This is a genomic window from Peptostreptococcus faecalis, assembly GCF_900240845.1.
Taxonomy (GTDB): Bacteria; Bacillota; Clostridia; order Peptostreptococcales; family Peptostreptococcaceae; genus Peptostreptococcus; species Peptostreptococcus faecalis.
Genome location: NZ_OERU01000001.1, coordinates 78575 through 104067, shown reverse-complemented (window position 1 = coordinate 104067; position 25493 = coordinate 78575). Strand labels below are relative to the sequence as shown.

Sequence of the window (25493 nt, the reverse complement as noted above, 5' to 3'; positions counted from 1 at the left end):
AAATGGATATAAAGTATAAGAAATGGATGGAGAAAATAAAAAATTTAAATATTAATATTCCAATCTGAAGTGTGAGAAGGGAAGGTGTATATGATTAAGCAATTGGCAAATATAATAAGTTTTAGCAGAATAGTTGCTGCATTTGTTCTCATTTTTACGGAAACCTTTACAATAGAGTTTTTTGTAGTCTATTTTTATTGCGGGGTTACAGACATTATAGATGGTATAGTGGCAAGAAAAATGCATATTGAAAGCAATTTAGGAGTAAAAATTGATGGTGTAGCAGATATGATATTTGTTACTGTAAGTTTGTATAAAATATTACCAAGTTTACATATTTCACATAAGATTTGGATTTGGATAGGATTTATTACATTAGTTAAAGTTAGCAATTTTTTATATGGCTATATTAATTATAATCATTTAATAACAGTACATTCAACAGCCAATAAATTTACAGGCTTTCTATTGTTTTTAACTCCATTTGTATTGTCTTTTATTAAAATCGAATATTTATCTATATTTTTATGTTTTACAGCAACACTTTCAGCAATTCAAGAGGGATATTTAGTTAGAAACAATAAATATTAGACTGAGGAGTTGCTAAAAAAGTTGGTTAGTGGAAATTTATATTTTAGATAAATTTGTAGAAATTTTGCTGGACTAAAAACAATGTTCATTTAAAAATATAAATACTTAGGATGGGGAAGAATGAAAAATTTTAAAAGAAAGAATGCTTATTTTTCTTTATGTGGTCTAAACTGCGGATTGTGTAATATGAGATTGAGTGGACACTGTCCAGGGTGTGGTCAGGGTGAACATCACTCGTGTTCTATTGCCAAATGTAGCTTAAATTATGAAGGAATTGAATATTGCTTTCAGTGTGATAATTTCCCGTGCGATAAATACAAAGACGCAGATAAGTATGATTCATTTATTACACATCTTCACCAATTTGAAGATATTAGGAAATTTCAAGAAATAGGTGAAGTAGCCTATATGAATGAGCAAATAGAAAAAGTTGAACTATTAGATTTCCTGCTAGAGAATTATAATGCAGGGAGACAAAAAACACTTTTTTGCCTAGCTGTAAATCTTTTAGAATTAGAAGATATAAAAGAAATAGTGAAACATTTAGAAAAAAATGAAGACCTAAAAAGCATGGAAATGAAAGAAAAGGCATCTTATGCAGTAAATAAATTTAAAAGATTAGCTGAAAATAATGGGATAATCTTGAAATTGAGGAAAAATCAAAGATAAAAGGAGATGATTTAAATGGGGAAGGCACTTATAGTTTATTACTCTTATTCTGGTATTACGAGAGGTGTTGCTGAAAGTATTGCAATACTTACGGATGGAGATATTTTTGAATTAAGACCTGAAAAACCATATTCTCTAACATACAATACTGCAGTAAAGGAAGCTAGAAACGAAATAGAGAGAGACTTTTGTCCGAAACTGGAAGAATATATGGAATCAATTGATAAGTATGATACAATTTTTGTTGGTTCTCCAAATTGGTTAAAGACTTTTGTTCCACCTGTGCTCACTTTCTTAAGAGAGATGAGTTTTAAAGATAAAAAAGTTATACCTTTTTGCACTCATGGTGGCGGCGGATTTGGCAATATGGTGGAAAGAATAAAAGATGAATGTAAGGAAGCTGCTGTTTTAAAAGGATTGGAATTATTAGGGAGCTATAGAAGAAGAAAAAATAGAACAATGGTTAAAAGAAATAGAAATATTATAATTTAATCAGGTATTATTTTCATAATTGAATAATAATTTTGGAGAAAATCTATGATTGAAATAGATAAGTTTTTAGATGCTTTTACTAAGTGAAATAAAGATATTATAGGAGAAAATTTAGTAGATATATATTTGCATGTTTCTCTTAGTATGGGGGGTTCAATCAGAAGAAAAGCGAATGAATATAGGTAATTACAAATCTGATAATATAGAAATGTCAATCTAAACCTTTCAACTATCAAAAGTCAATCAATTAAAACTTAACGTTTCATTATGACTGGGTATTGGATATTAGAGAACAGTGTATTAGAAAGAATGTAAACTTTGAATTTAGACAATGTGGTACTCATTTTATAAAGGATGGAAGACGATATAAACTAGCTACTAAAATTTTAGGATCGCAAGCAAGAAAAGCAAACATTGATTATGAAGTTTAGTAATAAAAAATGATTTTAAAGTGAGATATTATTAAATTTCAAGTAAGAAACCATGCTGGAAAATTAATGATAATTACATCTTTTTGTGTATTTCAACTATCAAAAGCCAATCAATTAATTTTCTTTTTTGTTAAATCAAAACAATATATGTTAATATATTGAGAATACTAGCCTCTTAATAGTTATCAAAAAGAGATGATCAGCATATAATTTGCTAGCCATCTCTAATTATTCTATACCATTTTTATTCATTATTTATTTTACTTTTAGTACCAAAAGTAAACCCAAAAATGAAGCTTATATAATTATATTCTAATAAATTTTCATAGAACATAATTATCCTTTCATCAAAAAGTTCAACGATTATTTCTTTTAATTGGGATAGTAAAGAAAAAGTTAAAATTACATAGAGAATAAACAAAACAAGGGATAATATATTTATGATTTTAGTTATATTCTCATTAACATTTATGTGAAATAAATATTTCGATATAAAAAAACCTGAAAAAAAATATAAAAAACTTAACAAGAACTGAAGAAAAAAACTGTTTTATTTTTACCAAAGCTTGAATAAAAAAGTTCTTTTTCTAGTGGAACTACAACAGTATTAACATATAATATTACTATCAAAAATAAAATGCTCAATAATAAAAATTTTTTTTTCATTTTAAAAAACCTTTCAAAATTTTAATGTAATATAGACTAAATAAATTAATATATATTTTGAAGTTTTTCAGTCCACGCAGAACCATTTCTAGTGATTTTTATAGAATGGGTAACTCCACAAATAAAAAATGGAGATGTGATGGAAGTAAAAGGTCAACTACTAGGGGCATAGTAAGTCCAAAATTCTGCATTATTATTTTTTGTTATATTGCCAACATCAGTGCATCCATATTGTATTTTTTGATATGATACTTTTACATTTTTATCATAACCTCCATACACAGAATATAATTTGATACAATATATATTGCTGCGAAGAGAACGCCTATAGCTAATTATAGAATATAGTTTAACAGAAGAAGATTTTGAAACTTTGAAATCATTGTTCTCAAAATCGTATGCAAAAACCTATCCAATTATAGGTGCTCCAGTTGTTGTTAATGTCAATGATAAAAAGATGCTTTTCTTTAAATTCTTGTTCATAATAATACATCTAATCATATTAAATTAATTCTAGAACTTAATAAAGATCAATTTTGCTTAAGGTATATTTATACTAACACAGAAAGAAAATTATTATAAAGAAAATTATAAAAAAAGAAAATATTAAAAAAGTATATCCTAAATAACAAATAAAATAATATTAAATAACTTTATAAATTAAAGAAGAATAAATTTAAATATATTAGGTTTGATTTATACTCTTTTTAAAACATTTAACTGAACAAGAATAAAAGTTATTAATAAGTAATAATAAATAAAAATGACTTATTAATTTAATTTTATTATGAATAATTGGATTATATACTTTATCATGGTATTATGGTAATAAATAGGATAACTGGATAGGCTAAAATTAGTACAATAGATAGGAGGAACTATAATGGAGATAGTAATAGGTTTATCTGTTAAAAACAGCATAGAAGCAATAGAATTGTATAAAAAAACGTTTTATTTAGAGTTGAGATATAATGTTAAGAATCCCGATGGAACGTATTTTCATTCAGAGCTGCATAGAGATGGAAATGGATTTTCTGTATCCGAAGCTACTAGCGATAATAATGATGAAGAAATAGTAACAATAGGGATTACAAATTGAAGTTTATTGTTTTATACAAGAAGCAGGTTAATAAATTAAAAAATGAATTAAAGAAAGGGATGGGTTATATGGCAGGCATTAAATACGAGATAAAAGAAAGTATAGGAAAGCTTTCGGAAAATAATAAAGGCTGGTCAAAGGAATTAAACTTAATTAGCTGGAACGATAGAGAACCAAAATTTGATATTAGGGACTGGGCACCTGGAAATGAAAAAATGGGAAAAGGTGTAACTTTAAGTACAGACGAACTTAAAGTATTAAAAGAGTTACTAAATGAAATGGAATTATAATAAACATTACTGTGACACTAGAAGTGAAATGCTATAAGAGAGTAGGTATAATAATTTCTACTTTATTGTAGCGAAGAAAATCTTGAATGAGTTTACTTATCCACCTTACTGATATTGAAATTATAATAAAGAATGGGATGTGGTGAATTGAATTATGTAAAAAATACTCAAAAGTTAAAAGATTTCCTTTATGTTACAGCTGGAACTTTGCTGATAGGAATAGCAATCAACTCAGTTTTGTTACATAACAAGATTATTGCGGGAGGAGCTAAAGGAGTAAGTATTATATTAAATAGTTTGTATGGTTGGAATGTATCATTGGTTTTATTTTCAATTAATATTCCGCTATTAATAATTTGTTACTTCTTATTAGGTAAGAAAATTTTTTTTAAAACGGCGTATGGGAGCTTAGCATTCCCACTTTTTGTAGGTCTTACTTCTGGAATACCAATTTTAACACAAGACCTTATGCTAGGATCTATTTATGGAGGAATAATTACGGGGCTTGGGCTAGGATTAGTGTTTTTAGGAAATGCATCTACTGGAGGGACTGCTATTTTGGCACAAATATTGAATAAATATTTTAATATTTCTTTAGGAACCGCGGTATTTAGTATAGATAGCATGGTTGTTATGAGTGCACTGATAGCATTTAATAAAACAATAGTAATGTATTCACTGATTTGCTTATTTATAATAGGGCGTGTAGTAGATGCAGTTCAAGTTGGATTTGTAGGAGTAAAAACAATACTTATAATTTCAGAAAGCTATGTGACAATAAATGAAATATTAATTAAAGTACAAAAAAAAGATACTACTCTTATTCCCATGGAGGGTGGATATGCTAGTCATAAAGGTAAAATGATAATGGCAGTAATATATGATAAAGATTTCAATAGGGTGAAAAAATCAGTCTTAGATATAGATGAAAAGGCATTTATTGTAACTCTTAATGCTAGCGAAGTAAGTAACAAGAGTCTTAGTTTGAAAAAAATAACTGAAAACTATGTATCAAAAGGAAATTAAGTATAACTATAATATATTAAAAGGAAAATGTTTTTTAATTAATATGTTATAATGAATTTAAATTTATTATTTAAAAATAGATTGTATAAGGTGCGTACTACTCTTTGCTGAACAAGATGGATCTAAAGATATTAAAATATTTTCAGATAATGAATGCAGAATATAATTGAAATTATAAAAAATAGTAAGTAGATATAAGTGGCTGAAAAGGTTGTGAAAAAGAAAGTGTGGTAAAAATGGAGTTAGTAAATCAAATAGTAAAACATAATGAGTTTGGAGAGGGAAGAATCATATCTTTAAATAATAAATATTTAGAGATAGATTTTGCTTATAGGGGAATTAAAACTTTTATATACCCAGATGCATTTGAAAAATTTATTGTGGTCAAAGATGAATCAATGCATAGAATAATTATGGAAGAAATTAATAATGCAAAACAAGAGATAGAAAATAAACTTAAAATAGCAAAAGCTGCTCTCAAGACAGAGGAAGAACGTTCTGTAGATGAAAAACAAATTGCTCCAACTCCAAAAAATAAACGAAATATTGATGATGGATTTGGTGATGATTACAATGTCAAGTACTTAACTAAAAAACCAGTTTTAGACTATCAGCAGGTTGAGAACCAATTTGGTATAAAAATTGCCGGTTTTGGTAGAGGTATAAATAGAACACCTTCGTCAGTAGTGCTTATTTCATCTGTTGATAAAAAAAATCAGGTTTTGTATATCATGATAATTGGACAGCTGATGGAGACTATATATACTCTGGTGAAGGAAAATCTGGTGACCAACAGATGACTATTGGCAATAGAGCTATCATTGATGCTGAATGTGATGGAAAGCAAATACATTTGTTTGTTAAATTATCACCAAAAGAATACTACTATCAGGGTGTGTTTTTCTTAGTCGGGCATACCTATGAAGATGAAAAAGATGAAACAGGTAGCATTCGCAAAGAGTATAAATTTAGATTAAGAAAGCAACTAATTGAAGATTAATATGATGAAAATTGTAAAAAACGTTGACTGGAGATCTAAGATTATTTAAATAAGTATTATTTTTAGTTAAAAATAATTGGATGAATACGATTATCAAATGTGTAAACGATGCATAATAACGAGGAGTTAGGCATTAATTATTTCCACCAATATAACATATATAGGTAAATTTATTTTATAGGAGTAAAAAATGATTAAATTTATTGATTTAATACAAACAACTGATATGGAAAAAACAAAGATAAAATTTCATAAAAATGAAGGAGGAGATATAACTAGACCAGCGTATGATATGCTTATGGAAGATGAAGATACTTGGGATAGAATGAACGGTTGGAGAAGTAATAATAACAACCATAATTTAGATCAAACAAAATATCTAATAGGCATGGCACAGTATTATCCTTATGGTAATGATTTTTATATATTTGGAGGTCTGTATGAAGTAGATAAAAATCACTCAAGTAAATATGATGTTCAAGGGTATACGTTAAAAAAAGTTGAAGAATATGAACAATATGAAAAAAGATTAATTATAAAGATAAATGATCCGAGAAAGTTATCTCTTTCTTACTTGCGCCTTTACGAAAATGCACAAGATGATTTAGACATGGAAGTATATGAAATTTCATCAGCAACAAAGCTGAAAAGTTTCACCGGATATCAAAATGTATCATTGACTCACAAAGATTTGGTTAAATTAGTAAAATATGGTGAACCTAGTTATAAACAAGCATTATCAAATGTTAAGGGCATATATGTAATTACAGATATTAAAACAGGAAAACTTTATATAGGTTCTGCTTCAGGTAATGCAGATGGAATTTGGCAAAGATGGTCAAACTATGCTGATTCAAATCAACCTACAGGTGGAAATAAAGTTTTTGATTATTTACATAAGAAAAATAAAAATTATATTAGCGAAAACTTTAAATACTCTATACTTGAAATTTTTGATACTAAAACAAAGCAAGAACTTATATTGGAACGAGAAAATTATTGGAAAAAAGTATTTGAGACTAAAAAACATGGAATGAATGAAAATTAGTGATAAGAGAGTAAGTATTCAAATATTAACTAGAGTTTGTAATTATAGTAAAATATAAACTGAATTCAAAGGAGATCTAGTGTGAGTAAGTACATATCTAAAAAAAATAAAATTAAAGAAGTTTGGGGTGCATGGGGTGATTTGAACTACGAGTCACTTAAAATAGGGAAATCAAGATTATTGAAATTGCTTGAAGAATTAGATATACGTGTATTTTATTTTGGAACTCTTACAAAAAATGGCAATCCAAGACATCCAATTCAGCGACAGGAAAAAGGGGGAATTTTAAATAGTAACAAAGAATATATTTTATAAATATAAATTTTAAAATATATAATATAGAGTATTGTGGTAATAAATTATTAAAGTAATCTACTAAAAGTAATCTCTTATATTTTGTATTTTAAAAGAGTGAAAAAGTTTAATATTATAGAATATATTCAAATAGCGTACAGATAAAGAGTCTATACGCTATTTTTTAGAGATTAAATTCTGTTGAAATAATCCAGATTTTCTTTCATTTTTTCCTTGATTATATTTTTTAATTCAAGTGGTTTAATAGATATAATTTCTTTTCCATATGATATAAAGTAATTTGAAATAAAGTTTTCTTCTTTCTGGTTATAATATCCTTTGATAATAGGTTTTTCATTATCATATATTAGTTCCATTGATGGATAGTTCTCTTTTAAGAATATATCAACACCTTTATTCGTTATTTCGATTTCAAAGTCAGTTGAATCTTCATTTTTGAAATTAACCTCTAATAGAGCTTCTATTTTTTTGATATCTATAGATTGCTTATTTTCGTTTGTAGATAGTGAAATTATTTTATCACAACGAAATACTTGTAACTTGGCACTATCATAATTATAAGCAGTAACGTACCATTGCCCAAAAGATGAGGAAATATTGATAAATTGTACTGTGTATGAATAATATGCATTTGACCGCATATAAGTAATGTCATTAACATGATTATTTATTGCAGAATGTAAAATATCTTTTAAGAATATGCTGTCTACAATTTGATTGGTGGATGCAAATCTAAAAACATTTTTCATTTTATATAAGTTATTTTTATGTTCTTCTGAAATACAGGATTCAAATTTTTTCTTTAGTTTTAGAAAGTCTAAATAAAATGGTGTAGATTGATAACCTTGCAGTGTTAGCATAGCAAAATACATGGAATACATCTCATCCACAGTAAAGATGATTGGAGAGAGTAGGCGATTTTTCAAAATACCATATCTACCGTATCTCCCATGCTCGGAAAATATTGGCATACCTAATGATTCCAGTGATTTAATATCTCTAAGTGCAGTACTCCTGGAAATATTATATTTTTCCATTAAATCACTTAAATTGAAAAAATTCTTGTTATTAAGATATATAATCATATCGTTAATGCGTTCTGATTTATTCAAAGCAATATCTCCTCTCTTTATTAAAGGTGTCATTAATTGATACTTTTAATAATTATACTATAGATACAATAAAAAAAGGGAGGAAATAAAATGAATAAAAAACTTTTCTTATCATCATCATTTGAAGATGTTGCCGATATTCTTTTTAGTTTTGAAGAAAATATTAAGGGGAAAAAAGTAACCTTTATTCCCACAGCTAGTATAGTTGAGGAAGTTGTGTTTTTCGTGGATTCTGGAAAAAAATCGCTTGAAAAATTCGGATTGATTGTTGATGAATTAGAATTATCTACAGCATCAGCCAAAGAAATAGAATTAAAAATAACTAGTAGCGATATTATTTATGTTACAGGAGGAAATACATTTTTCTTATTACAAGAAATGAAAAGAACAGGTGCTGATAAATTAATCATAAATGAAATAAATGCTGGTAAACTATATATTGGAGAATCGGCTGGTGCAGTTGTTACCGCTCCAAATATTGAATATGTGCGTTTAATGGATAATCCTGAAAAAGCCAAGAATTTGGAAAACTTTAATGCTCTTGGTTTGGTTGATTTCTATACTGTGCCTCATTATACAGATGAACCTTTTAAGGAATATACTAAAAAAATTATAGATAACTATTATTCAAAACTCAATTTAAAACCTATCAGCAATAATCAGGCAATTTTAGTAAATGGTAATGAAATAATGATTAAGAGTAGATAAATAGATATATATTTGAGGTTGAAATAGTGATATTTTAAGCAAGTAGTATAAACAATTAATGCGTGGAGAAGTGGATAATATAGTTTTTTTAAAAAAGGTGGCAGAATTAACTTTGCCACCTTTTTTGATTTTTCACTTTAAATCAAATAGTTTTTCACTGTAGTCTTTTATATAATATTCAATGTTTTTTCTTACTCTAGTAATTATTGTATGTCCTTCTGATTCAAGGAGTTTAATCTGTTCTTTAGTGCCTCCTGGATACTTTGGATTTAGTTATCCTTTTGATTTGAACTTTTTTCTAGTAAGGAGTTACATCTTCAGAGCGCTGTGAGCTTGACCATGCTGTTATTGAAATGAAAATTCCTGCAGTCATCGGACAAGTAAAATCAGCATTATTTATTCTTGTTAAATAACTTCTAATTTCGGTAGTCGTTGTTATTTTTACATAAGGAATTTTTTTCATAATCATATCATAAGTAATAGGTGGAAGAAAAAAATTTATAATTATTTCACTATAGATAAATAAATTACTACAAAATATTAACAAATGTATAATTTATTTATCAAGAGTGTTATTATATAAAATATATATTTTAATAAGGAGAAAATTATAAGTGCAAATTATTAAAAAGTTTTTCAAAGAGTTTTTTATTATAATTCTAATTACCATTATCTATTTAATTCCCTCTACTGTGGAGACTATTACTAGGATGAGTATTTTTGGATTTAAAAATGTAGAAGGAGGTAATTTTTTAAAGGCTCCACTAGTGGGTTCTAATACAATTATTCCTATAATAACATCGATTATTGTTATCCTAATATTTATGTGTTTTTCAAAGAAAATAAAAATACAAGACTTTGAATTGAAATTTATAAATAAGAAAAATATTATTTATATTTTAGTAGGTTTTATTTCTATGCGTATTATTGCATATGCTGGTACAGCTATTTTAAAAATACAAGGAATGGAAAATAGCATGAACGATGCAATGTTGACTGGATTGTACAAAAATACTAGTTGGTATTTGATAATTGTCACAATTGTAATTTTTGCACCAATAGTAGAAGAAATTATATTTAGAGGTTATATAATAGGGAGACTTTTCGAAAATAAACAAATACTAGGTATAGTAGTAAGTTCTTTAATATTTGGTTCTATTCATACTATAACCAATATAACAAGTTTGATAATGTACTTTTTACTGGGAGTTGTTGCAGGAATTTTATACTATAAGACAAAAAGATTAGAAGTTTCTATAGGAGCACATTTACTGAATAACCTCGCAGCAGTTATTGTAATGTTTTTCATATAGTATTCAAAAGACTGATATAATTGTGTATCAGTCTTTTTTTTTGCAAAAAATTGTTATAAGTAGTTGATTTTTTCTAAAACACTTAGAACAATTTTAAATAAAATATAAATTTACCATGAAAAAATAAAATTTATTTAGTGAGTAGCTAAATGAAATACCTATTTTTCATTATTCTATCATAGAAAAAACATATACGACTTAGAGAAAATTTATTTGTTTTTGTATTTGCTAATAAATCGAAAAAGCGTAAGAAACGCTAATTCTAGCTATTTATTAAATAAAGCAAGTCTTAAGAACTTTAGTTTTGATAAAAATAAAAAGTTTTAAAATTACAAAAATAATAAGTTATTTTACCTTTATATAGTAGTTTTTAAAATTGACATAATATTCTTTTAAATATATGCTATACTAATTGTAAGAAGTGTAAAATAAATTATAAATGGATTTTTTTTATAAAATAAGATAGATATTTTCATGAAATAAGGTGGAAAAATATGGTTAAGCAGTTGATAGCGCATAAATTTGTAGGAAAAGACGGAACACTGTATATTCAAAATTTAGAAGATCATTTATTTAATGTAGCAATATATTGTAAAGAACTAGGTTCAGATATTGAACTACCATATACTTGTTATTTGCTAGGTATAATGCATGATGCGGGAAAAGCTTTTTCTAATTTTCAAGATTATATTAGCATTGATACAAAAGAAAAAGTGAATCACTCTTCAGTAGGGGGCGTTTTATTAATTGATATTATAAAAAAATTGAATAACAGTGATGGTGGAAAACTTATAGGAGAAGTTTTATCTTATGCTATATTTGCACATCATGGATTATTTGATTTAGTTGAATCATCTAAAGAAGATATGGGATTCAACAGAAGAATTAATTATAATGAGAGTAATTTATATAATGAATCTGAGATAAAAGTTTTTTTGGAGAATATAATAGAACCAAAACTTCAGGAATATGAAAATATGGGTTTTGAAAAATTAGTGCTAAAATCTATCGAGGAAATGGAGAAAATTTTAGGTAAGATATTTAGTATGTCAGATAAAAAAGTGGAAAGATGGTATTATCTGCATCTTTTGACAAGACTTTTACTTTCTATTTTGAAAGAAGGGGATATATATGATAGCGCAAATGCCTTTAGAGATGAGAAAGATGGAATCTTATCAAAAGATGAGTATGATGTATTTTGGGCAAACTGTGTAACAAGTATTGAACAAAAATATTCTATGTTTGATAAAAGTAAAGAAGTGTCCGAAATAAATAATTCTAGAAATAACCTTGCAGAGCAGGCAAAAGAGAGTTCACAAAAAATTAAAAGCGGAGTTTATAAGGCTGAGCTTCCAACAGGTTCTGGAAAAACATTACTTACAACAAGATTTTCTTTAAATAATTGTGAAAAATTCAGTAAAAAAAGATTTTTATATGTAACTGCTTTTTTATCTGTTTTAGAACAAAATGCAAAAGAGATTAAAGATATTATAAACAGTGAATTAGTTTTAGAACATCACTCAAATGTTGTATTAGAAGAGGGCGAAGAAGATAGCAATAAAAAGAGAGGAAATAGCAAGTATTATTCTGAACAGTACATGATGGATTCTTGGGAATCACCAGTTATTTTGACTACAATGGTACAGTTTATGAACACTATGTTTAAAGGAAAATCATCCAATATTAGACGATTTTGTAAGCTTATAAATTCTGTAATAGTGTTAGATGAAGTTCAAAGCATTCCAATATCAACTACAAGCAATTTTAATCTCGTGAATAACTTTTTATCTAATATAATGAATGCTACTGTGATACATTGTACAGCTACTCAGCCTGAGTTAAATTCGGTGCATCTAAAATATACAACGGCATATTCAGAGATAAATAACGGATATGTAGCAAAATTGGATAAAAAGCAAGAAAAACCATTTGAGCGAACAAAAGCATTTTATATGTCAAAAGAAAATAATTTTAACATAGAGGATATTTCCAATGATATAGAAGAAAAATCTAAAAAAAATAAAAAGATTCTTGTAATATGCAATACAAAAAAAGTTGTAAATGATATTTATGATTATATAAAAAAATTGGAATATGAAGGGTTTAATATCTATCAGCTGACAACTAATCAATGTGCAGCTCATAGATTAGATAAGATAAAAGAGATAAAGGAACGTTTAAAAAATAATGAAAAAGTTTTGGTTATTAGCACCCAACTTATCGAGGCCGGAGTTGATGTTGATTTTGAGGTAGTATATCGTTCTTTATCAGGGATTCCATCTTTAATACAAGCTATGGGACGTTGCAATAGGGAAGGTAAATTAAAATATGGGCAATTTTATATTTTTGATTTGAATGATGAAAATACAGAAATGCTGCAAGATATTCATGAACAAAAAAAACATGCCAGAGCAATACTTAGTAAGTATGAAAATAAAGAAATCAATATAACTGAGTTAAAAGAAGAATACTATGGACGCTTGTATGAAAATAGTGACAAGTTAGATTATCCAACTATAGAGGGATCTTTAATAGAAGTTTTGTCTACTAATCGAATTAAAAAATTAGAATATGAGCAGAGTAATAAAAAGGGATATGGATATTATTTAGGTCAAAATTTCAAATTTGCTTCTGAAAGTTTTCATATGATTGAAGAAAGAGGACGTTCTGTAGTGATTTCATTAAGAGAAGATTTTGGAGATATTTATACCGAAAATCAAAAATATATAAGTGATTATAAAGAAGCAATTGAATCATATGATTTCAAAAAAGCAAAGATAGCATTAAAAAAATTACAACCATTTACTATTAATATTAATAATTTAGACAATTATAGAGTGTATATAGAAAAAATTGGAGATATTTTAGTCTTGATACCAAGTTATTATGATAAAGAAATAGGGTTGAATATAAAAGAATTACAAACATTAATATATTAGGAGGGCGTCTTGGATAAATTTAAATCAAAAGCTTTTTATTATAAGTTAAGCGGTGACTACGCACTTTTTACAGATCCAATTACTAAAGGAGGGGGAGAAAAATTTTCTTATTCTGTTCCCACTGTGCAGGCCTTGAAGGGAATCACAGAGGCAATTTATTGGAAACCTACTATAGCTATTTATATAGACGAGGTTAAAATAATAAATCCAATAAGGACTCAAACAAAGGGAATTAGGACATTAGTAAAAAATGGAACAAGTGTTGATAGAAACTACTATACATATTTAAAAGATGTAGAATATTACGTGAAATTCCATTTTGAGTGGAATGAATTGAGAGAGGATTTAAAGCACGATAGAAATGAAATAAAACATCAAGAAATAATTTTACGTACTTTAGACAAAGGTTGTAGGCGAGATATTTTTTTAGGTACGAGAGAGTGTTTAGGATTTGTTGAAAGACTGACTAGAGAAGAGTATGAACAAAAAAATGGATATTACCACGAGCAAAGTATTTCGATGGGGATAATGTTTCACTCTTTTAACTACCCGACAGAAGTTGCTGGAATAGATAATAGTATTGAATCAAATTTCTCACAAATAACAATGGAAAAAGGAGTAATACATTTTATTAGGCCAGAAGAATGTACAATAAAAAATATTCTTGGAGAGTACAAAGGAAAATTTATCAAGTCTGAAAATATTAAGACAGTAGAAAATGAATTAGAAGAGTTAAATGAGGTGAAGCGATGAGTTTAACAAGTATTTTACTTAAAACTTACGAAAACTGTGAAAAAAACAATTTAATTGATAGGTCGGAAGAAATATCTTATAAAACAGTACTTCTTCCAGTTTATCATAGTAATAAAAGATCTAATGGTAAAAATATTTTTCAAATTCAACTAGATAAGGATGGAAAGGCAATAGGTGGAGAATTTTTACCATCAGAAAATGAAATATCAGGGGAGGTTAAATTTCCTAATTACATTATTTTTCCTGTTACGAGAGATTCAGTTATTAGAACTAGCAATTCAACACCACATCCATTAGCAGATGAAGTTCAGTATTTAGAACCTGTTAAAAAAGATAAAAAAGATCTTTATATAAATCTATTAAAATCTTGGTTAGAATATGAAACATATCCAGAAGTTAAAGATTTTTTAAATACTGTATATAAATATGTTGATTCTGGAAAAATAACACAAGATATGTCTAAATTTATAAGCAAGGGAAATAGATTTGAATATGACGATAAAAAACAAGAGTTAGAAATATTTGAGGAAGTAAAAGGTAAAATAAAAAAAACTAAATATGATTTAGAAAAAGTAATTATAACATTTGAAATAGTTGGTTTTAAGACATATAAAAATGTATCAGTAACAAATTATAAAGATCTGCACAGATCATATATTAGTTTTCAAAATTATTTAAACAAAAACTATCCTAAAGAAATTTGTAATTTGACGGGTGAAAATGTGTTTTGTTCACCAAAACATAGAGGGCCAGATTTAGATAGCAGACCAAAAATTATTTGTGGTAGCCATAGTGAAACTTATTATGGTAGATTTGATAACGTTGATAATATTGTAAAAATTGGATTTGAGACAAGTGATAAAATTCACAACGTATTAAAGTATTTATTAGAAAACAAAAAAACTTCTACAAGAATGAGTGGAAGTTCAGATAGTTCAAGGTTACTTACTTGGTTTTCAAATGATGTTGGAAATACTAGAGAAACAAATATACTATCAGAAAATTTTTCATTTAGCAAAACAGAATCAGATGAGGAACATGTTACTAATGTATTGGACGGAGATCATACAAAAAATCTTTTGTCTAAATCAAAAGGATTTTATAAAGATTTAAATAATAATGATAGTGTGTACATAGCAATATTGGATAAAGTAAGCAATGGAAGACTTTCTATTAAATATTTTTATCAAGGTATGCAAATAGAGTTCTATAAAAATATAGATGAATGGTATAGAAGTTTTAGTTGGTATTTTTATGATAAGAATGCAGAAAAAGAAGTATTTAAAAGTCCTAATTTGTATAATTTGGTGGATATTGTTTATGGAATAGAATCAAGTGGAAGAGTAGTAATGCTAGATAATAAAGCAAAGCTAAAGGAGAATTTAATAGCCTCACTAATTCCATGCGTAGTCGAAGGTAAAAAGATTCCTATGGGGATGGTAAAACAGTCGTTTCAAAATATTAGAAATAGGCAAAAGTATAAAAAAACATGGTCAACTGTAGTAAGTATGAGTTGTGCGGTTTTGAGAAAATATAATTTAGACTATAAAAAGAGGGAGGTTACGACTTTGCTAGATTTAGAAAAAACAGATAGAAGCTATTTATATGGGAGGATACTTGCAATATTAGAGTATATGGAAGAAAAAAGTTTAGGAGATAGTAATATAAGCAGGCTTACCAATATTGATAAATTGTGGAATTCATATATAAATGCTCCAGCAAAAACTTTGAAAATTCTAATGGAAAAAGAAAGACCTTATTGGAATAGATTGAAGAAAAACAGTACAGGAATATATATAAATATGCAAAAAGAAATTCAAAATTGTGTAGATTTGCTTTCAAAATCTGATGACGAAAATAAAAACAAACCACTAGATGAAGAATTTATATTTGGATATTATGCACAAAAAAAAAGATTTATATACTAAAAAATAAAAAAAAGGGGATAAAAAAATGGCAGTATTAAACAAGAAAATTGATTTTATGGTAACTATTGAAGTTGAAAATGCAAATCCAAATGGAGATCCGCTAAATGGCAATATACCAAGAGATGATATAAATGGATACGGTGAAATATCAGATGTTTGTATAAAAAGAAAAATAAGAAATAGAATGCAAGATACAGGCTATGATATATTTGTTCAATCAAATGACAGATTAGCAGATGGATTAAAGTCACTGGAATCAAGATTTAATGAAGCGTTTAATAAGAATACTTCTGATGATGAAGTAGAGGAAAAATCATGTGAAAAATGGATAGATGTTAGAAGTTTTGGACAAGTATGACTTACCAAAAAAGATCTATAGGAATTAGGGGCCCAGTATCTATTAGTTTAGCAAAAAGTTTGAGCCCAATTACGTGCCAAACAATGCAAATTACGAGAAGTACAAATGGGATGAGTGCTTCAGAGGGAAAAACGAGATCTTCAGATACAATGGGAAGTAAAAATTTTGTAGAATATGGTGTATACCTAATAAAGGGCAGTATTAATGTGTTTTTTTCAGAGAAAACTGGATTTACGGAAGAAGACAGTGAAGTGATAAAGGAAGCGTTAAGAACTCTATTTGTTAATGATATGTCATCTGCAAGGCCAGAGGGTAGTATGCAAGTAAAAGAAATGTACTGGTTTAATCATGATAGTAAACTTGGTGTGGCATCATCTGCTAAAATTTTTGAACTATTGGAATATAATGAGATAGAATTTATAGATGGAAAAGTGAAGTATGAAGATTATGATATTCACTTGAATGAAGAAAAATTAAATGAATACAAAGAAAAAGGTCTTTCAGTTGAAATTATAGAGGGAATGTAATGGGTACTGAAAACGCGGATGATTATTTGATGCTATCTGGGATTCAACATGATTTCTTTTGTAAAAGACAATGGGCATTGATTCATATTGAACAATATTGGAAAGAAAATGAGTTGACAGTATCAGGCAATATTTTACATAAAAAAGTAGATCAACCTTTCTTAAAAGAGAGAAGAGGAAATAAGTTCTTTTCAAGGGCGATTCCTGTTATTTCTCACAAACTAAAATTTGTTGGCAAGTTAGATATGGTAGAATTTCATAAAGATAAAAATGGAGTAGAGATAAATGGAGAGAAAGGGTGCTGGAAACCAATTATTATAGAATATAAAAATGGAAAACCTAAGATTTATGACTATGATAGAATGCAATTAGTGGCAGAAGTAATAGCTCTAGAAGAAACTTTAAAAGTTGACATTGATAAGGCTTATTTTTTCTATAATGATATAAAAAGAAGGGAAGAAGTGATTGTTACCGATGACGATAGAAATAAGGTATTAGAAGCATCAAAAGAAATGATGAAGCACTTTAATTTAGGAAGTACTTTTGAAGGAGAAAGTCATAAAAATTGTTCAAAATGTTCTTTAATTGAATATTGTATGCCACGTGTAACTAAAAAAAAGAAGAACATAGATAACTACTTGGAAAGGTTTTTGCTATGAGAAAGTTAAGAAATACACTGTATATTACAAAAGAGCTATGCTATTTATTTAGAGATGGAACCAACGTAGTAATAAAAGAAGATAATAAAGAATTAGGTAGATTTCCAATTCATGTGTTAGAAGACATAGTATGTTTTAATTATAATGGAGCTAGTCCATCTCTTATAAGGCTTTGTAATGAAAATCAAGTAGGGATTTCTTTTGTGAGTCCACAGGGGAATTTTCAAGGTAGATTTATTGGAAAAACAAATGGAAATGTGTTACTTAGAAGACAGCAATATAGAATTGCAGATGAGGAAGACAAATCTTTAGAATATGCTAAGTTAATGATTTTGGCAAAAACTTCCAATTATAGAAAAATCTTAAAAAGAATCATTACTGATCATTCAAATAAAATTGATAAAGTAAAAGTGATAAAATCAATAGATAATTTAGAAGAAGATATTGATCTGATAAAAAAAAGTGCTTCTTTAGACTCATTGAGGGGAATGGAAGGCGATAGTGCAAGAACATATTTTTCGTGTTTTAATGATTTAATATTACAGCAGCGAGAGGAATTTATATTTAAGGGAAGAAGTAAAAGACCTCCATTAGATAATGTAAATGCGATGTTATCATTTGGGTATACAATACTTACAAATGAAATACAGTCCGCTCTTGAGACGGTAGGTCTAGATAGTTATGTAGGTTTTTTTCACACAGACAGACCAGGGAGGGCGAGTTTGGCACTTGATCTAATAGAAGAATTGAGAGGATATTTAGTAGACAGATTCGTTCTTAGGTTAATAAATAACAATATTATAAACCATAAAATGTTTGAGTATAAAGAAAACGATACAGTATTGATGAATGAAGGCGGAAGAGAAGTGTTTCTTAAAAATTGGCAGTTGAGAAAGCAAGAAAAAATAAAACATCCTTTTTTAGAAGAAAATATGGAAATAGGGCTTTTGCCATACGTTCAATCACAGTTGTTAGCGAGAACTATAAGAGGTGATCTGAAAAAGTATCCACCATTTTTAATGTAGGTGATAATATGATGGTGTTAATAACTTATGATGTAAACACTGAAGATAGCGGAGGTAGAGCAAGATTAAGGAAAGTATCTAAGTTGTGTGTTAATTATGGGCAGAGAGTTCAAAATTCTGTTTTTGAGTGTTCTTTAGAGCCAGCACAGTTTATAGAGGTAAAAGAGAAATTAAGAAAGATAATAAATATGGATAAAGATAGTTTGAGATTTTATCTATTAGGTAAAAATTGGCAAAACAGAGTAGAACTTTTGGGCAAGAATGAAACTTATGATCCAGATAAAGATGTATTATTGTTTTGACGAACCTGAAGTGAACATTAAAATACGTTATTTTTTAATGATATAGGATCAATATTTAGCTAAAAATAGGATATAGTAATTTCTGAAATAAAAAATGGTTACAAAGAATTACTAGATATGGTATGTGTGAAACTTTATTTACTATATTTAGTGGTCGCACCTTACACAGGTGCGTGGATTGAAATACGCTCACCCGAACAATCAAATGTACAAACTGATGGTCGCACCTTACACAGGTGCGTGGATTGAAATATCAGTCCCATGCTAACACCCCCTTTGCTATTCCCGTCGCAACTTACACAGGTGCGTGGATTGAAATAATCTCAACCTTGTCGATATAACTTCCGTTTCTTAGTCGCACCTTACACAGGTGCGTGGATTGAAATATTTCTTTAGGCAATAAATCAATTAATTTCCTCGTCGCACCTTACACAGGTGCGTGGATTGAAATTCCCTTTGGTGAAAAGTATACAAGTACTATATCATGTCGCACCTTACACAGGTGCGTGGATTGAAATTCTTTAAAGTCCGCAGACTCTAGTAATTTTATTAAGTCGCACCTTACACAGGTGCGTGGATTGAAATAGTTATATTATTTCTTTCTATCGTGAAGTAATATTGTCGCACCTTACACAGGTGCGTGGATTGAAATTGGCGGTGTCCTGTATGTTTTAAGGTCGTACAATTGTCGCACCTTACGGTGCGTGGATTGTGGAATACATTATCAAGTATTAATTTTGCAAAAATCAAGTACTTATTATAATGAAGTATGATTATAAAAAAATTTAAAATGATATTTTATAGCTGAACACAAAGAATAAGATATATAAATGATATAATTTGAGAATTAAAATATTATTCAATAATAGATAAAAAAGAGCCTATATTAGGTTCTTTTTTTATGCTGTAAAATCATATATATTCATATAAAGTTTCATTATACAGAAAAAATAAGAATCAATTCTAAATTTAGGTATTTTTACATTAATATTTAATTAGTATTTGAGGTTTATTATGATACATATATCATAAAAGTTAAATAGAATTATTATCCTAAAAACATTAAAAAATTAGAAATTTATAAAAGGACTTTTTTTAAAGAAGAAGTTGCTGTAAACTTGAGAAATGAGCACATTTATGGTATAGTAATATTGTGAAATATTAATATAATAAACAATTAAAACGATATTTGTTTAAAAAATAAAGAAGAAAAAACCTTATCAAATAAAACGTTTTAAATTGAAAACAAAAGTTGTTTGATAATACGGGGATAACTATATTAATGTGTTTCACGAATATAATTTCTTAATTTTGTGATTAGAAACTAAGTTAAGGGGATATGAACTAAAGGAGTTTATAAAAATTTATAAGGAGGAATTAAAGTTTGAAAAAAGTACAAAGTTTTTTTAGTATAATGCTCGTAGTAGTTATGAGTATTACAAGTTTGCCTGTAAATGCTTGGGCAAACGATATTGAACCAACGACAGAAATCGAAGAATCAAGCAATAGAGATGATTCAGAAACAAATATTGTTAACAAGTTAAATAACACTGAAAACAAGGCAGATGCAGCTTCTGAAGAGGATGGAGTAGCAGTATCTAACTGGGAGGAGTTTGTTACAGCTTATAATAATCAGGAAGTATCAAAAATAACATTATTAAGTGACATTGAACAAGCGAGTGGGAAAACACTAACAGCAAGAAAGGATCCATTAGTTTTAAATGGAGTAGATTATAAAAAATTAGATTTACGTACGACTAGGCTTTTGGTGGGATCACCATCAGCGGATAGAAATGTTTTGAAGTTTGAGAACATAACATTGTCTAACTATACAGGTAATGATTTCATATCTGTAGGAAATGGGTATAAGTGGGTTTTTCACTTTAAAAATGTAAGGACAGCACCATCAGTTAGTGCACCATCCGATGGAGCAGGTGTAATGAGATTATCACAGGCTCATTCTACAGAGTTTATATTTGAAGGCGATATAGATATAACTACTAGAGCTGAAATTGCAGAACCAGATAGTGTTCTAATAAAAGAAGGAACTAATTATAAAGCACATCAAGAAAATAAGACAGAATCTCTTCAACATTCAGCATTTTGGTATAATACTGGAGGAGCAGTAACTGCCAGTAAGGATAGATATTTTATAGTTGAGGATAATGCAAACGTTACAATGACAAGAGATAATGTCTCTCTTTATCCACCTATCTATGAAAGTTATGGAAAAATTATTGTTGGGGATAACGTATCTTGGACTCAACGTAATTATCAGAACTTTATTTCAGATGTAGGTAATACACTTTATCCTAGGGAAGTGAAGTTTGGAAAGAGAAATAATATAATAGCAGAAAACAGCACACAGCAAAGTATAAATTTTACAGGTTCTAATAATATTGTTGAATTCGGGCCAGGATCTTCACTGAAGATACAGGGTCAGGGAAATGTAATAAATGTTACAGGTACTAATAATAAGGTGCTTTTCAGAAATCCTGTTGGGCTAGATTTAGAAACTACAGGATCAGCATACAGAGTATTTAATATTTCTGGGACAAGTTTTGTTGAATTCCAATATGTGACATTAAATACTTGGAATCCAAATTCAGATGTTTCAGGTCCAGCCAGTGCAGAATTTGATAAAGTTACAAATGCAGTATTTAAAAATGCTGGAACATCATCTATATCTGGTGTGACATCGGATAGCGAAGATCTAGTTACACACTTTAAATCTGTAAATAGTAAGAGAATTTTAACAGAAAAAATTCCAATTGGTAAAGTTGCAGTTAATTATATTAATCAATTTGGAGATATTGTTGGAGAAAATCAAATAATAGAAATAGCAGATGAAGCATCATATGTTATAGATGAGGAAGTCGTTATCCCAGATTCATTAAGAACAAATCCAGCAATACCAGAAGGCTATCATTATGCAAATGCTGAAGAATTATCAGCTATGGGAAAAACACAACCAGAGCATGCATTCACAGGTATGGAGGGTGTAAATGATCCTAGAATAACAACTATTTATGTACATAGTGATAAAACCGATTTTACTGTTAATTATGTTAACACAGAAACAGGCAAAACAGTGGGAACATCTACATTTAATGAATATATTGGTGAAACAGTAAATTTAAGTGAAGAAAAATTTACATCTAGTATTCCAGAGGGGTTACAGTATGCAAAGGATGAGGACTTAAAAGAAGGACAGACACAAACATCTGAAGTTAAAGTTGATAAAAATGGTATTTATACTGTATATGTAACAGAGTCTCAAGACATCAAAGATGCAAAAAACAATGCTAAAGCAGAAATTGACAAGGCTGCAAAAGATAAGACGGATGAGATAAATAATAGAGCAGATATCTCAGATAAGGCCAAAGAAGAGGCTATAGCAAAGGTAGAAGAAGAAAGAACAAAGGGTCATACAGCAGTAGACAATTCAAAGACAATTGATGAAGTAACAACATCAAAAAATACTGCAATAGACAATATCAATAAAGTAAAACCAAAGACACCAGCTGAAGAGTTACAAGATGCAAAAGATAAAGCTAAAGAAGCAATCGATAAAGCCGCGGAGGATAAGAAAAAAGAGATAAACGAAGATAAAACAATATCAGACAAGGCAAAAGAAGACGCGATAGCAAAGGTGGAAGAAGAGCAAGAAAAAGGTAAGACAGCAGTAGATGAATCTGATACGATAGCAAAGGTAGAAGAAGAGAAAAATACTGCAATAGACAATATCAATAAGGTAATACCAAAGACACCAGCTGAAGAGTTATCAGATGCAAAAGAAGCAGCAAAGAAAGAAATTGATGCAGCTGCAGATAAGAAAAAAGATGAGATAAACAATAGAACAGATATCTCAGAAGAATCGAAGAAAGATGCAGTAGCAAAAGTAGAAGAAGAAAGAACAAAGGGTCATACAGCAGTAGACAATTCAAAGACAATTGATGAAGTAACAACATCAAAAGATACTGCAATAGACAATATAAATAAAGTAAAACCAAAGACACCAGCTGAAGAGTTATCAGATGCAAAAAATAAAGCTAAAGAAGAAATCGACAAGGCTGCAGATAAGAAAAAAGATGAGATAAACAATAGAACAGATATCTCAGAAGAATCGAAGAAAGATGCAGTAGCAAAGGTAGAAGAAGAAAGAACAAAGGGTAAGACAGCAGTAGATGAATCTGATACAATAGCAAAGGTAGAAGAAGAGAAAAATACTGCAATAGATAATATCAATAAAGTAAAACCAAAGACGTTGGCTGAAGAGTTAGAAGATGCAAAAAACAATGCTAAAGAAGAAATCGACAAGGCTGCAGATAAGAAAAAAGATGAGATAAACAATAGAACAGATATCTCAGAAGAATCGAAGAAAGATGCAGTTGCAAAGGTAGAAGAAGAAAGAACAAAGGGTCATACAGCAGTAGACAATTCAAAGACAATTGATGAAGTAACAACATCAAAAGATACTGCAATAGACAATATCAATAAAGTAAAACCAAAGACACCAGCTGAAGAGTTACAAGATGCAAAAGATAAAGCTAAAGAAGCAATCGATAAAGCCGCGGAGGATAAGAAAAAAGAGATAAACGAAGATAAAACAATATCAGACAAGGCAAAAGAAGACGCAATAGCTAAAGTTGAAGAAGAGAAAGACAAGGGGAAGACAGCAGTAGATGAATCTGATACGATAGCAAAGGTAGAAGAAGAGAAAAATACTGCAATAGACAATATCAATAAGGTAACACCAAAGACACCAGCTGAAGAGTTATCAGATGCAAAAGATAAAGCTAAAGAAGCAATCGATAAAGCCGCAGAAGATAAGAAAAAAGAGATAAACGAAGATAAGACAATATCAGACAAGGCAAAAGAAGACGCAATAGCTAAGGTTGAAAAAGAGAAAGAAAAAGGTAAGACAGCAGTAGACGATTCAAAGACAATTGACGAAGTAGCAAAAGAAAAAGATACTGCCATAGACAACATCAATAAAGTAAAACCTGATACTCAAACAGATACAAAACCAACAGCTCCTTCTAATAAAAAAGAAATAACATTAATAGGAGGAAAAGCAACATTAACTGAAAACGTAGAAAAACAGTTAAATAATCATAATGTAAGCAGACTTTCAGGCAAAGACAGATACCAAACATCAATTGAAGTGTCAAAAGAATTTGCTAGCTCAGATGTAGTTCTGTTAGCAAGTGGAGAAAAATACACTGATGAATTAACAGCGACTGTACTTGCAAGTAAGTTAAAAGCACCAGTAATACTAGTAGGAAAAGATAAAGTTTCGACTGAAATAATGAATGAAATAGCTAGGTTGAAAGCAAATAAAATAATATTAGTAGGTGGAGAAAGTTCTATTAGCAAAAATGTGGAAAAAGAACTATTTAAGTACACTGTAGAAAGAGTTTCAGGGAATGACAGATATGAAACAGCAATAGAAGTAGGAAATAGAGTAAGAAGTTTATCAGCAAATAAAGCAGAAGCAATATTAGTGGATGGAACAAACTTCCCAGATGCAATAGCTATGACAAGTATGGCAGCAGAAAAAGAAATACCAATACTGCTAACAACACCTAAAAAGCTAGAAACAAGCACATCAAAGATAATTAAAAAATGGGATTTAGCAAAAATAACAATAGGTGGAGGAATAGCATCAGTATCAGAAAACGTTGAAAAAGAATTAGAAGGAAAGTCAGAAAGAATAAGCGGAAAAGACAGATATGAAACATCTGTACTGATAGCAAAGAAAACTTACAAAACTCCTAGAAGCATAGTAGTAGCAAGCGGAGAAAAAGAGTTTGATGCAATAGTTGGAGCAGTATATGCAGCTAAAAAATCATACCCAATAGTACTATCTAGAGGAAATGAAATTCCAAAAGAAGTTATGGAATACATCTCTAATTAATAAGAGTAAGTAAAGATATTTATTTTGAAATATCTAGAATATTAGATATAAAAAACAAAATTGATACCTTTATAAAACTTTATTGATAAATAAAAGAAATAGTTGCAAATTCAGATTTTTTACTAGTTTGAATAACTATTAAAAAAAACAAGTAAAAAGCTCCCTATGATTTAATAAAATTATCATAGGGAGCTTTTTTATATCAAAAATTGTGTAATTAAAAATAGTATATAAATTAAAAATAAAATAAATAAAAATGAGTAAATCAAAAACTTTAAAAAATTGACAAAAAGAAATTAAAATGATATCATAATGATATCAA

Annotated in this window: 21 protein-coding genes, 1 pseudogene and 1 CRISPR repeat array; of the genes and pseudogenes, 21 read left to right on the top strand and 1 reads right to left on the bottom strand. The window is 28.5% G+C overall.

The features are described 5' to 3' along the window. Window positions 1-90: 90 nt before the first annotated feature. The 11 genes from C0982_RS00460 (at window position 91) to C0982_RS00415 (ending at window position 7627) form a co-directional block, all read left to right on the top strand. Window positions 91-591, top strand: coding sequence for a CDP-alcohol phosphatidyltransferase family protein (locus C0982_RS00460; protein WP_101772283.1), 501 nt, complete (start codon window positions 91-93; stop codon window positions 589-591). A gap of 120 nt (window positions 592-711) precedes the next feature. Next, window positions 712-1260 carry a DUF3795 domain-containing protein gene (locus tag C0982_RS00455; protein WP_101772282.1) on the top strand — a complete coding sequence of 183 codons (549 nt, stop codon included), beginning with the start codon at window positions 712-714 and terminating at the stop codon, window positions 1258-1260. Window positions 1261-1275: 15 nt separating this feature from the next. Then, window positions 1276-1752, top strand: coding sequence for a flavodoxin (locus C0982_RS00450; RefSeq protein ID WP_101772281.1), 477 nt, complete (start codon window positions 1276-1278; stop codon window positions 1750-1752). 278 nt (window positions 1753-2030) lie between these two features. Then, entirely contained in the window at window positions 2031-2183 is a 153-nt protein-coding gene (locus C0982_RS10445; protein WP_180946824.1) for a hypothetical protein, read from the top strand. Window positions 2184-3732: 1549 nt separating this feature from the next. Next, window positions 3733-3948, top strand: coding sequence for a VOC family protein (locus C0982_RS00445; protein WP_101772280.1), 216 nt, complete (start codon window positions 3733-3735; stop codon window positions 3946-3948). Window positions 3949-4016: 68 nt separating this feature from the next. Further along, window positions 4017-4238 carry a YdbC family protein gene (locus C0982_RS00440; RefSeq protein ID WP_101773177.1) on the top strand — a complete coding sequence of 74 codons (222 nt, stop codon included), beginning with the start codon at window positions 4017-4019 and terminating at the stop codon, window positions 4236-4238. A gap of 147 nt (window positions 4239-4385) precedes the next feature. Continuing rightward, window positions 4386-5264, top strand: a complete 879-nt coding sequence (locus C0982_RS00435) for a YitT family protein (protein WP_207653225.1) — start codon at window positions 4386-4388, stop codon at window positions 5262-5264. 236 nt (window positions 5265-5500) lie between these two features. After that, entirely contained in the window at window positions 5501-6064 is a 564-nt protein-coding gene (locus C0982_RS00430; RefSeq protein WP_101772278.1) for a hypothetical protein, read from the top strand. Further along, entirely contained in the window at window positions 6061-6264 is a 204-nt protein-coding gene (locus C0982_RS00425) for a hypothetical protein (protein WP_101772277.1), read from the top strand. Before C0982_RS00430 ends, C0982_RS00425 begins: the two co-directional genes overlap by 4 nt. 190 nt (window positions 6265-6454) lie before the next feature. Further along, on the top strand, window positions 6455-7312 hold the full coding sequence (locus C0982_RS00420; RefSeq protein WP_101772276.1) for a GIY-YIG nuclease family protein: 858 nt from the start codon (window positions 6455-6457) through the stop codon (window positions 7310-7312). An 81-nt stretch (window positions 7313-7393) separates the two neighbouring features. Then, window positions 7394-7627 carry a DUF1643 domain-containing protein gene (locus C0982_RS00415; RefSeq protein ID WP_101772275.1) on the top strand — a complete coding sequence of 78 codons (234 nt, stop codon included), beginning with the start codon at window positions 7394-7396 and terminating at the stop codon, window positions 7625-7627. 170 nt (window positions 7628-7797) lie between these two features. On the opposite strand, the gene C0982_RS00410 is transcribed toward C0982_RS00415, so the two are convergent. Continuing rightward, window positions 7798-8739, bottom strand: a complete 942-nt coding sequence (locus C0982_RS00410; protein WP_101772274.1) for a helix-turn-helix transcriptional regulator — start codon at window positions 8737-8739, stop codon at window positions 7798-7800. Between the two features lie 90 nt (window positions 8740-8829). Here C0982_RS00410 and C0982_RS00405 point away from each other — a divergent pair, with 90 nt between their 5' ends. The 10 genes and pseudogenes from C0982_RS00405 (at window position 8830) to C0982_RS00360 (ending at window position 25171) form a co-directional block, all read left to right on the top strand. Continuing rightward, window positions 8830-9447 carry a peptidase E gene (locus C0982_RS00405; protein ID WP_101772273.1) on the top strand — a complete coding sequence of 206 codons (618 nt, stop codon included), beginning with the start codon at window positions 8830-8832 and terminating at the stop codon, window positions 9445-9447. A 710-nt stretch (window positions 9448-10157) separates the two neighbouring features. Beyond that, window positions 10158-10760 carry a CPBP family intramembrane glutamic endopeptidase gene (locus tag C0982_RS00400; protein WP_101772272.1) on the top strand — a complete coding sequence of 201 codons (603 nt, stop codon included), beginning with the start codon at window positions 10158-10160 and terminating at the stop codon, window positions 10758-10760. Between the two features lie 494 nt (window positions 10761-11254). Beyond that, a complete protein-coding gene (locus C0982_RS00395; RefSeq protein WP_101772271.1) occupies window positions 11255-13699 on the top strand; it encodes a CRISPR-associated helicase/endonuclease Cas3 in 2445 nt (814 codons plus the stop codon). 9 nt (window positions 13700-13708) lie between these two features. Next, the gene (gene cas5c / locus C0982_RS00390) at window positions 13709-14452 is read left to right on the top strand and encodes a type I-C CRISPR-associated protein Cas5c (RefSeq protein ID WP_101772270.1); all 744 of its coding nucleotides are present in this window, start codon (window positions 13709-13711) and stop codon (window positions 14450-14452) included. Continuing rightward, the gene (cas8c, locus tag C0982_RS00385) at window positions 14449-16380 is read left to right on the top strand and encodes a type I-C CRISPR-associated protein Cas8c/Csd1 (RefSeq protein ID WP_101772269.1); all 1932 of its coding nucleotides are present in this window, start codon (window positions 14449-14451) and stop codon (window positions 16378-16380) included. The genes cas5c and cas8c overlap by 4 nt, the downstream gene beginning before the upstream one ends. Window positions 16381-16405: 25 nt before the next feature. Continuing rightward, window positions 16406-17265, top strand: a pseudogene (gene cas7c / locus C0982_RS00380) (type I-C CRISPR-associated protein Cas7/Csd2). After that, a complete protein-coding gene (cas4, locus tag C0982_RS00375; protein WP_101772268.1) occupies window positions 17265-17924 on the top strand; it encodes a CRISPR-associated protein Cas4 in 660 nt (219 codons plus the stop codon). Before cas7c ends, cas4 begins: the two are co-directional and overlap by 1 nt. Further along, window positions 17921-18949 carry a type I-C CRISPR-associated endonuclease Cas1c gene (cas1c, locus tag C0982_RS00370; RefSeq protein WP_101772267.1) on the top strand — a complete coding sequence of 343 codons (1029 nt, stop codon included), beginning with the start codon at window positions 17921-17923 and terminating at the stop codon, window positions 18947-18949. Before cas4 ends, cas1c begins: the two co-directional genes overlap by 4 nt. Before the next feature lie 8 nt (window positions 18950-18957). Continuing rightward, window positions 18958-19251, top strand: a complete 294-nt coding sequence (gene cas2, locus C0982_RS00365; RefSeq protein ID WP_101772266.1) for a CRISPR-associated endonuclease Cas2 — start codon at window positions 18958-18960, stop codon at window positions 19249-19251. 153 nt (window positions 19252-19404) lie between these two features. Further along, window positions 19405-19903: direct repeats of the CRISPR family, unit length 32 nt; unit sequence GTCGCACCTTACACAGGTGCGTGGATTGAAAT. 732 nt (window positions 19904-20635) lie between these two features. Beyond that, the gene (locus C0982_RS00360) at window positions 20636-25171 is read left to right on the top strand and encodes a DUF1542 domain-containing protein (protein WP_101772265.1); all 4536 of its coding nucleotides are present in this window, start codon (window positions 20636-20638) and stop codon (window positions 25169-25171) included. The last annotated feature ends 322 nt before the right edge of the window (window positions 25172-25493 follow it).

Bases quoted from the DNA above. Each gene is read 5' to 3' on its own strand.
- C0982_RS00460 (WP_101772283.1), top strand. From the start codon at position 91: ATGATTAAGCAATTGGCAAATATAATAAGTTTTAGCAGAATAGTTGCT.
- C0982_RS00455 (WP_101772282.1), top strand. From the start codon at position 712: ATGAAAAATTTTAAAAGAAAGAATGCTTATTTTTCTTTATGTGGTCTA.
- C0982_RS00450 (WP_101772281.1), top strand. From the start codon at position 1,276: ATGGGGAAGGCACTTATAGTTTATTACTCTTATTCTGGTATTACGAGA.
- C0982_RS00445 (WP_101772280.1), top strand. From the start codon at position 3,733: ATGGAGATAGTAATAGGTTTATCTGTTAAAAACAGCATAGAAGCAATA.
- C0982_RS00440 (WP_101773177.1), top strand. From the start codon at position 4,017: ATGGCAGGCATTAAATACGAGATAAAAGAAAGTATAGGAAAGCTTTCG.
- C0982_RS00430 (WP_101772278.1), top strand. From the start codon at position 5,501: ATGGAGTTAGTAAATCAAATAGTAAAACATAATGAGTTTGGAGAGGGA.
- C0982_RS00425 (WP_101772277.1), top strand. From the start codon at position 6,061: ATGACTATTGGCAATAGAGCTATCATTGATGCTGAATGTGATGGAAAG.
- C0982_RS00420 (WP_101772276.1), top strand. From the start codon at position 6,455: ATGATTAAATTTATTGATTTAATACAAACAACTGATATGGAAAAAACA.
- C0982_RS00405 (WP_101772273.1), top strand. From the start codon at position 8,830: ATGAATAAAAAACTTTTCTTATCATCATCATTTGAAGATGTTGCCGAT.
- C0982_RS00400 (WP_101772272.1), top strand. From the start codon at position 10,158: ATGAGTATTTTTGGATTTAAAAATGTAGAAGGAGGTAATTTTTTAAAG.
- C0982_RS00395 (WP_101772271.1), top strand. From the start codon at position 11,255: ATGGTTAAGCAGTTGATAGCGCATAAATTTGTAGGAAAAGACGGAACA.
- cas8c (WP_101772269.1), top strand. From the start codon at position 14,449: ATGAGTTTAACAAGTATTTTACTTAAAACTTACGAAAACTGTGAAAAA.
- cas4 (WP_101772268.1), top strand. From the start codon at position 17,265: ATGGGTACTGAAAACGCGGATGATTATTTGATGCTATCTGGGATTCAA.
- cas1c (WP_101772267.1), top strand. From the start codon at position 17,921: ATGAGAAAGTTAAGAAATACACTGTATATTACAAAAGAGCTATGCTAT.
- cas2 (WP_101772266.1), top strand. From the start codon at position 18,958: ATGATGGTGTTAATAACTTATGATGTAAACACTGAAGATAGCGGAGGT.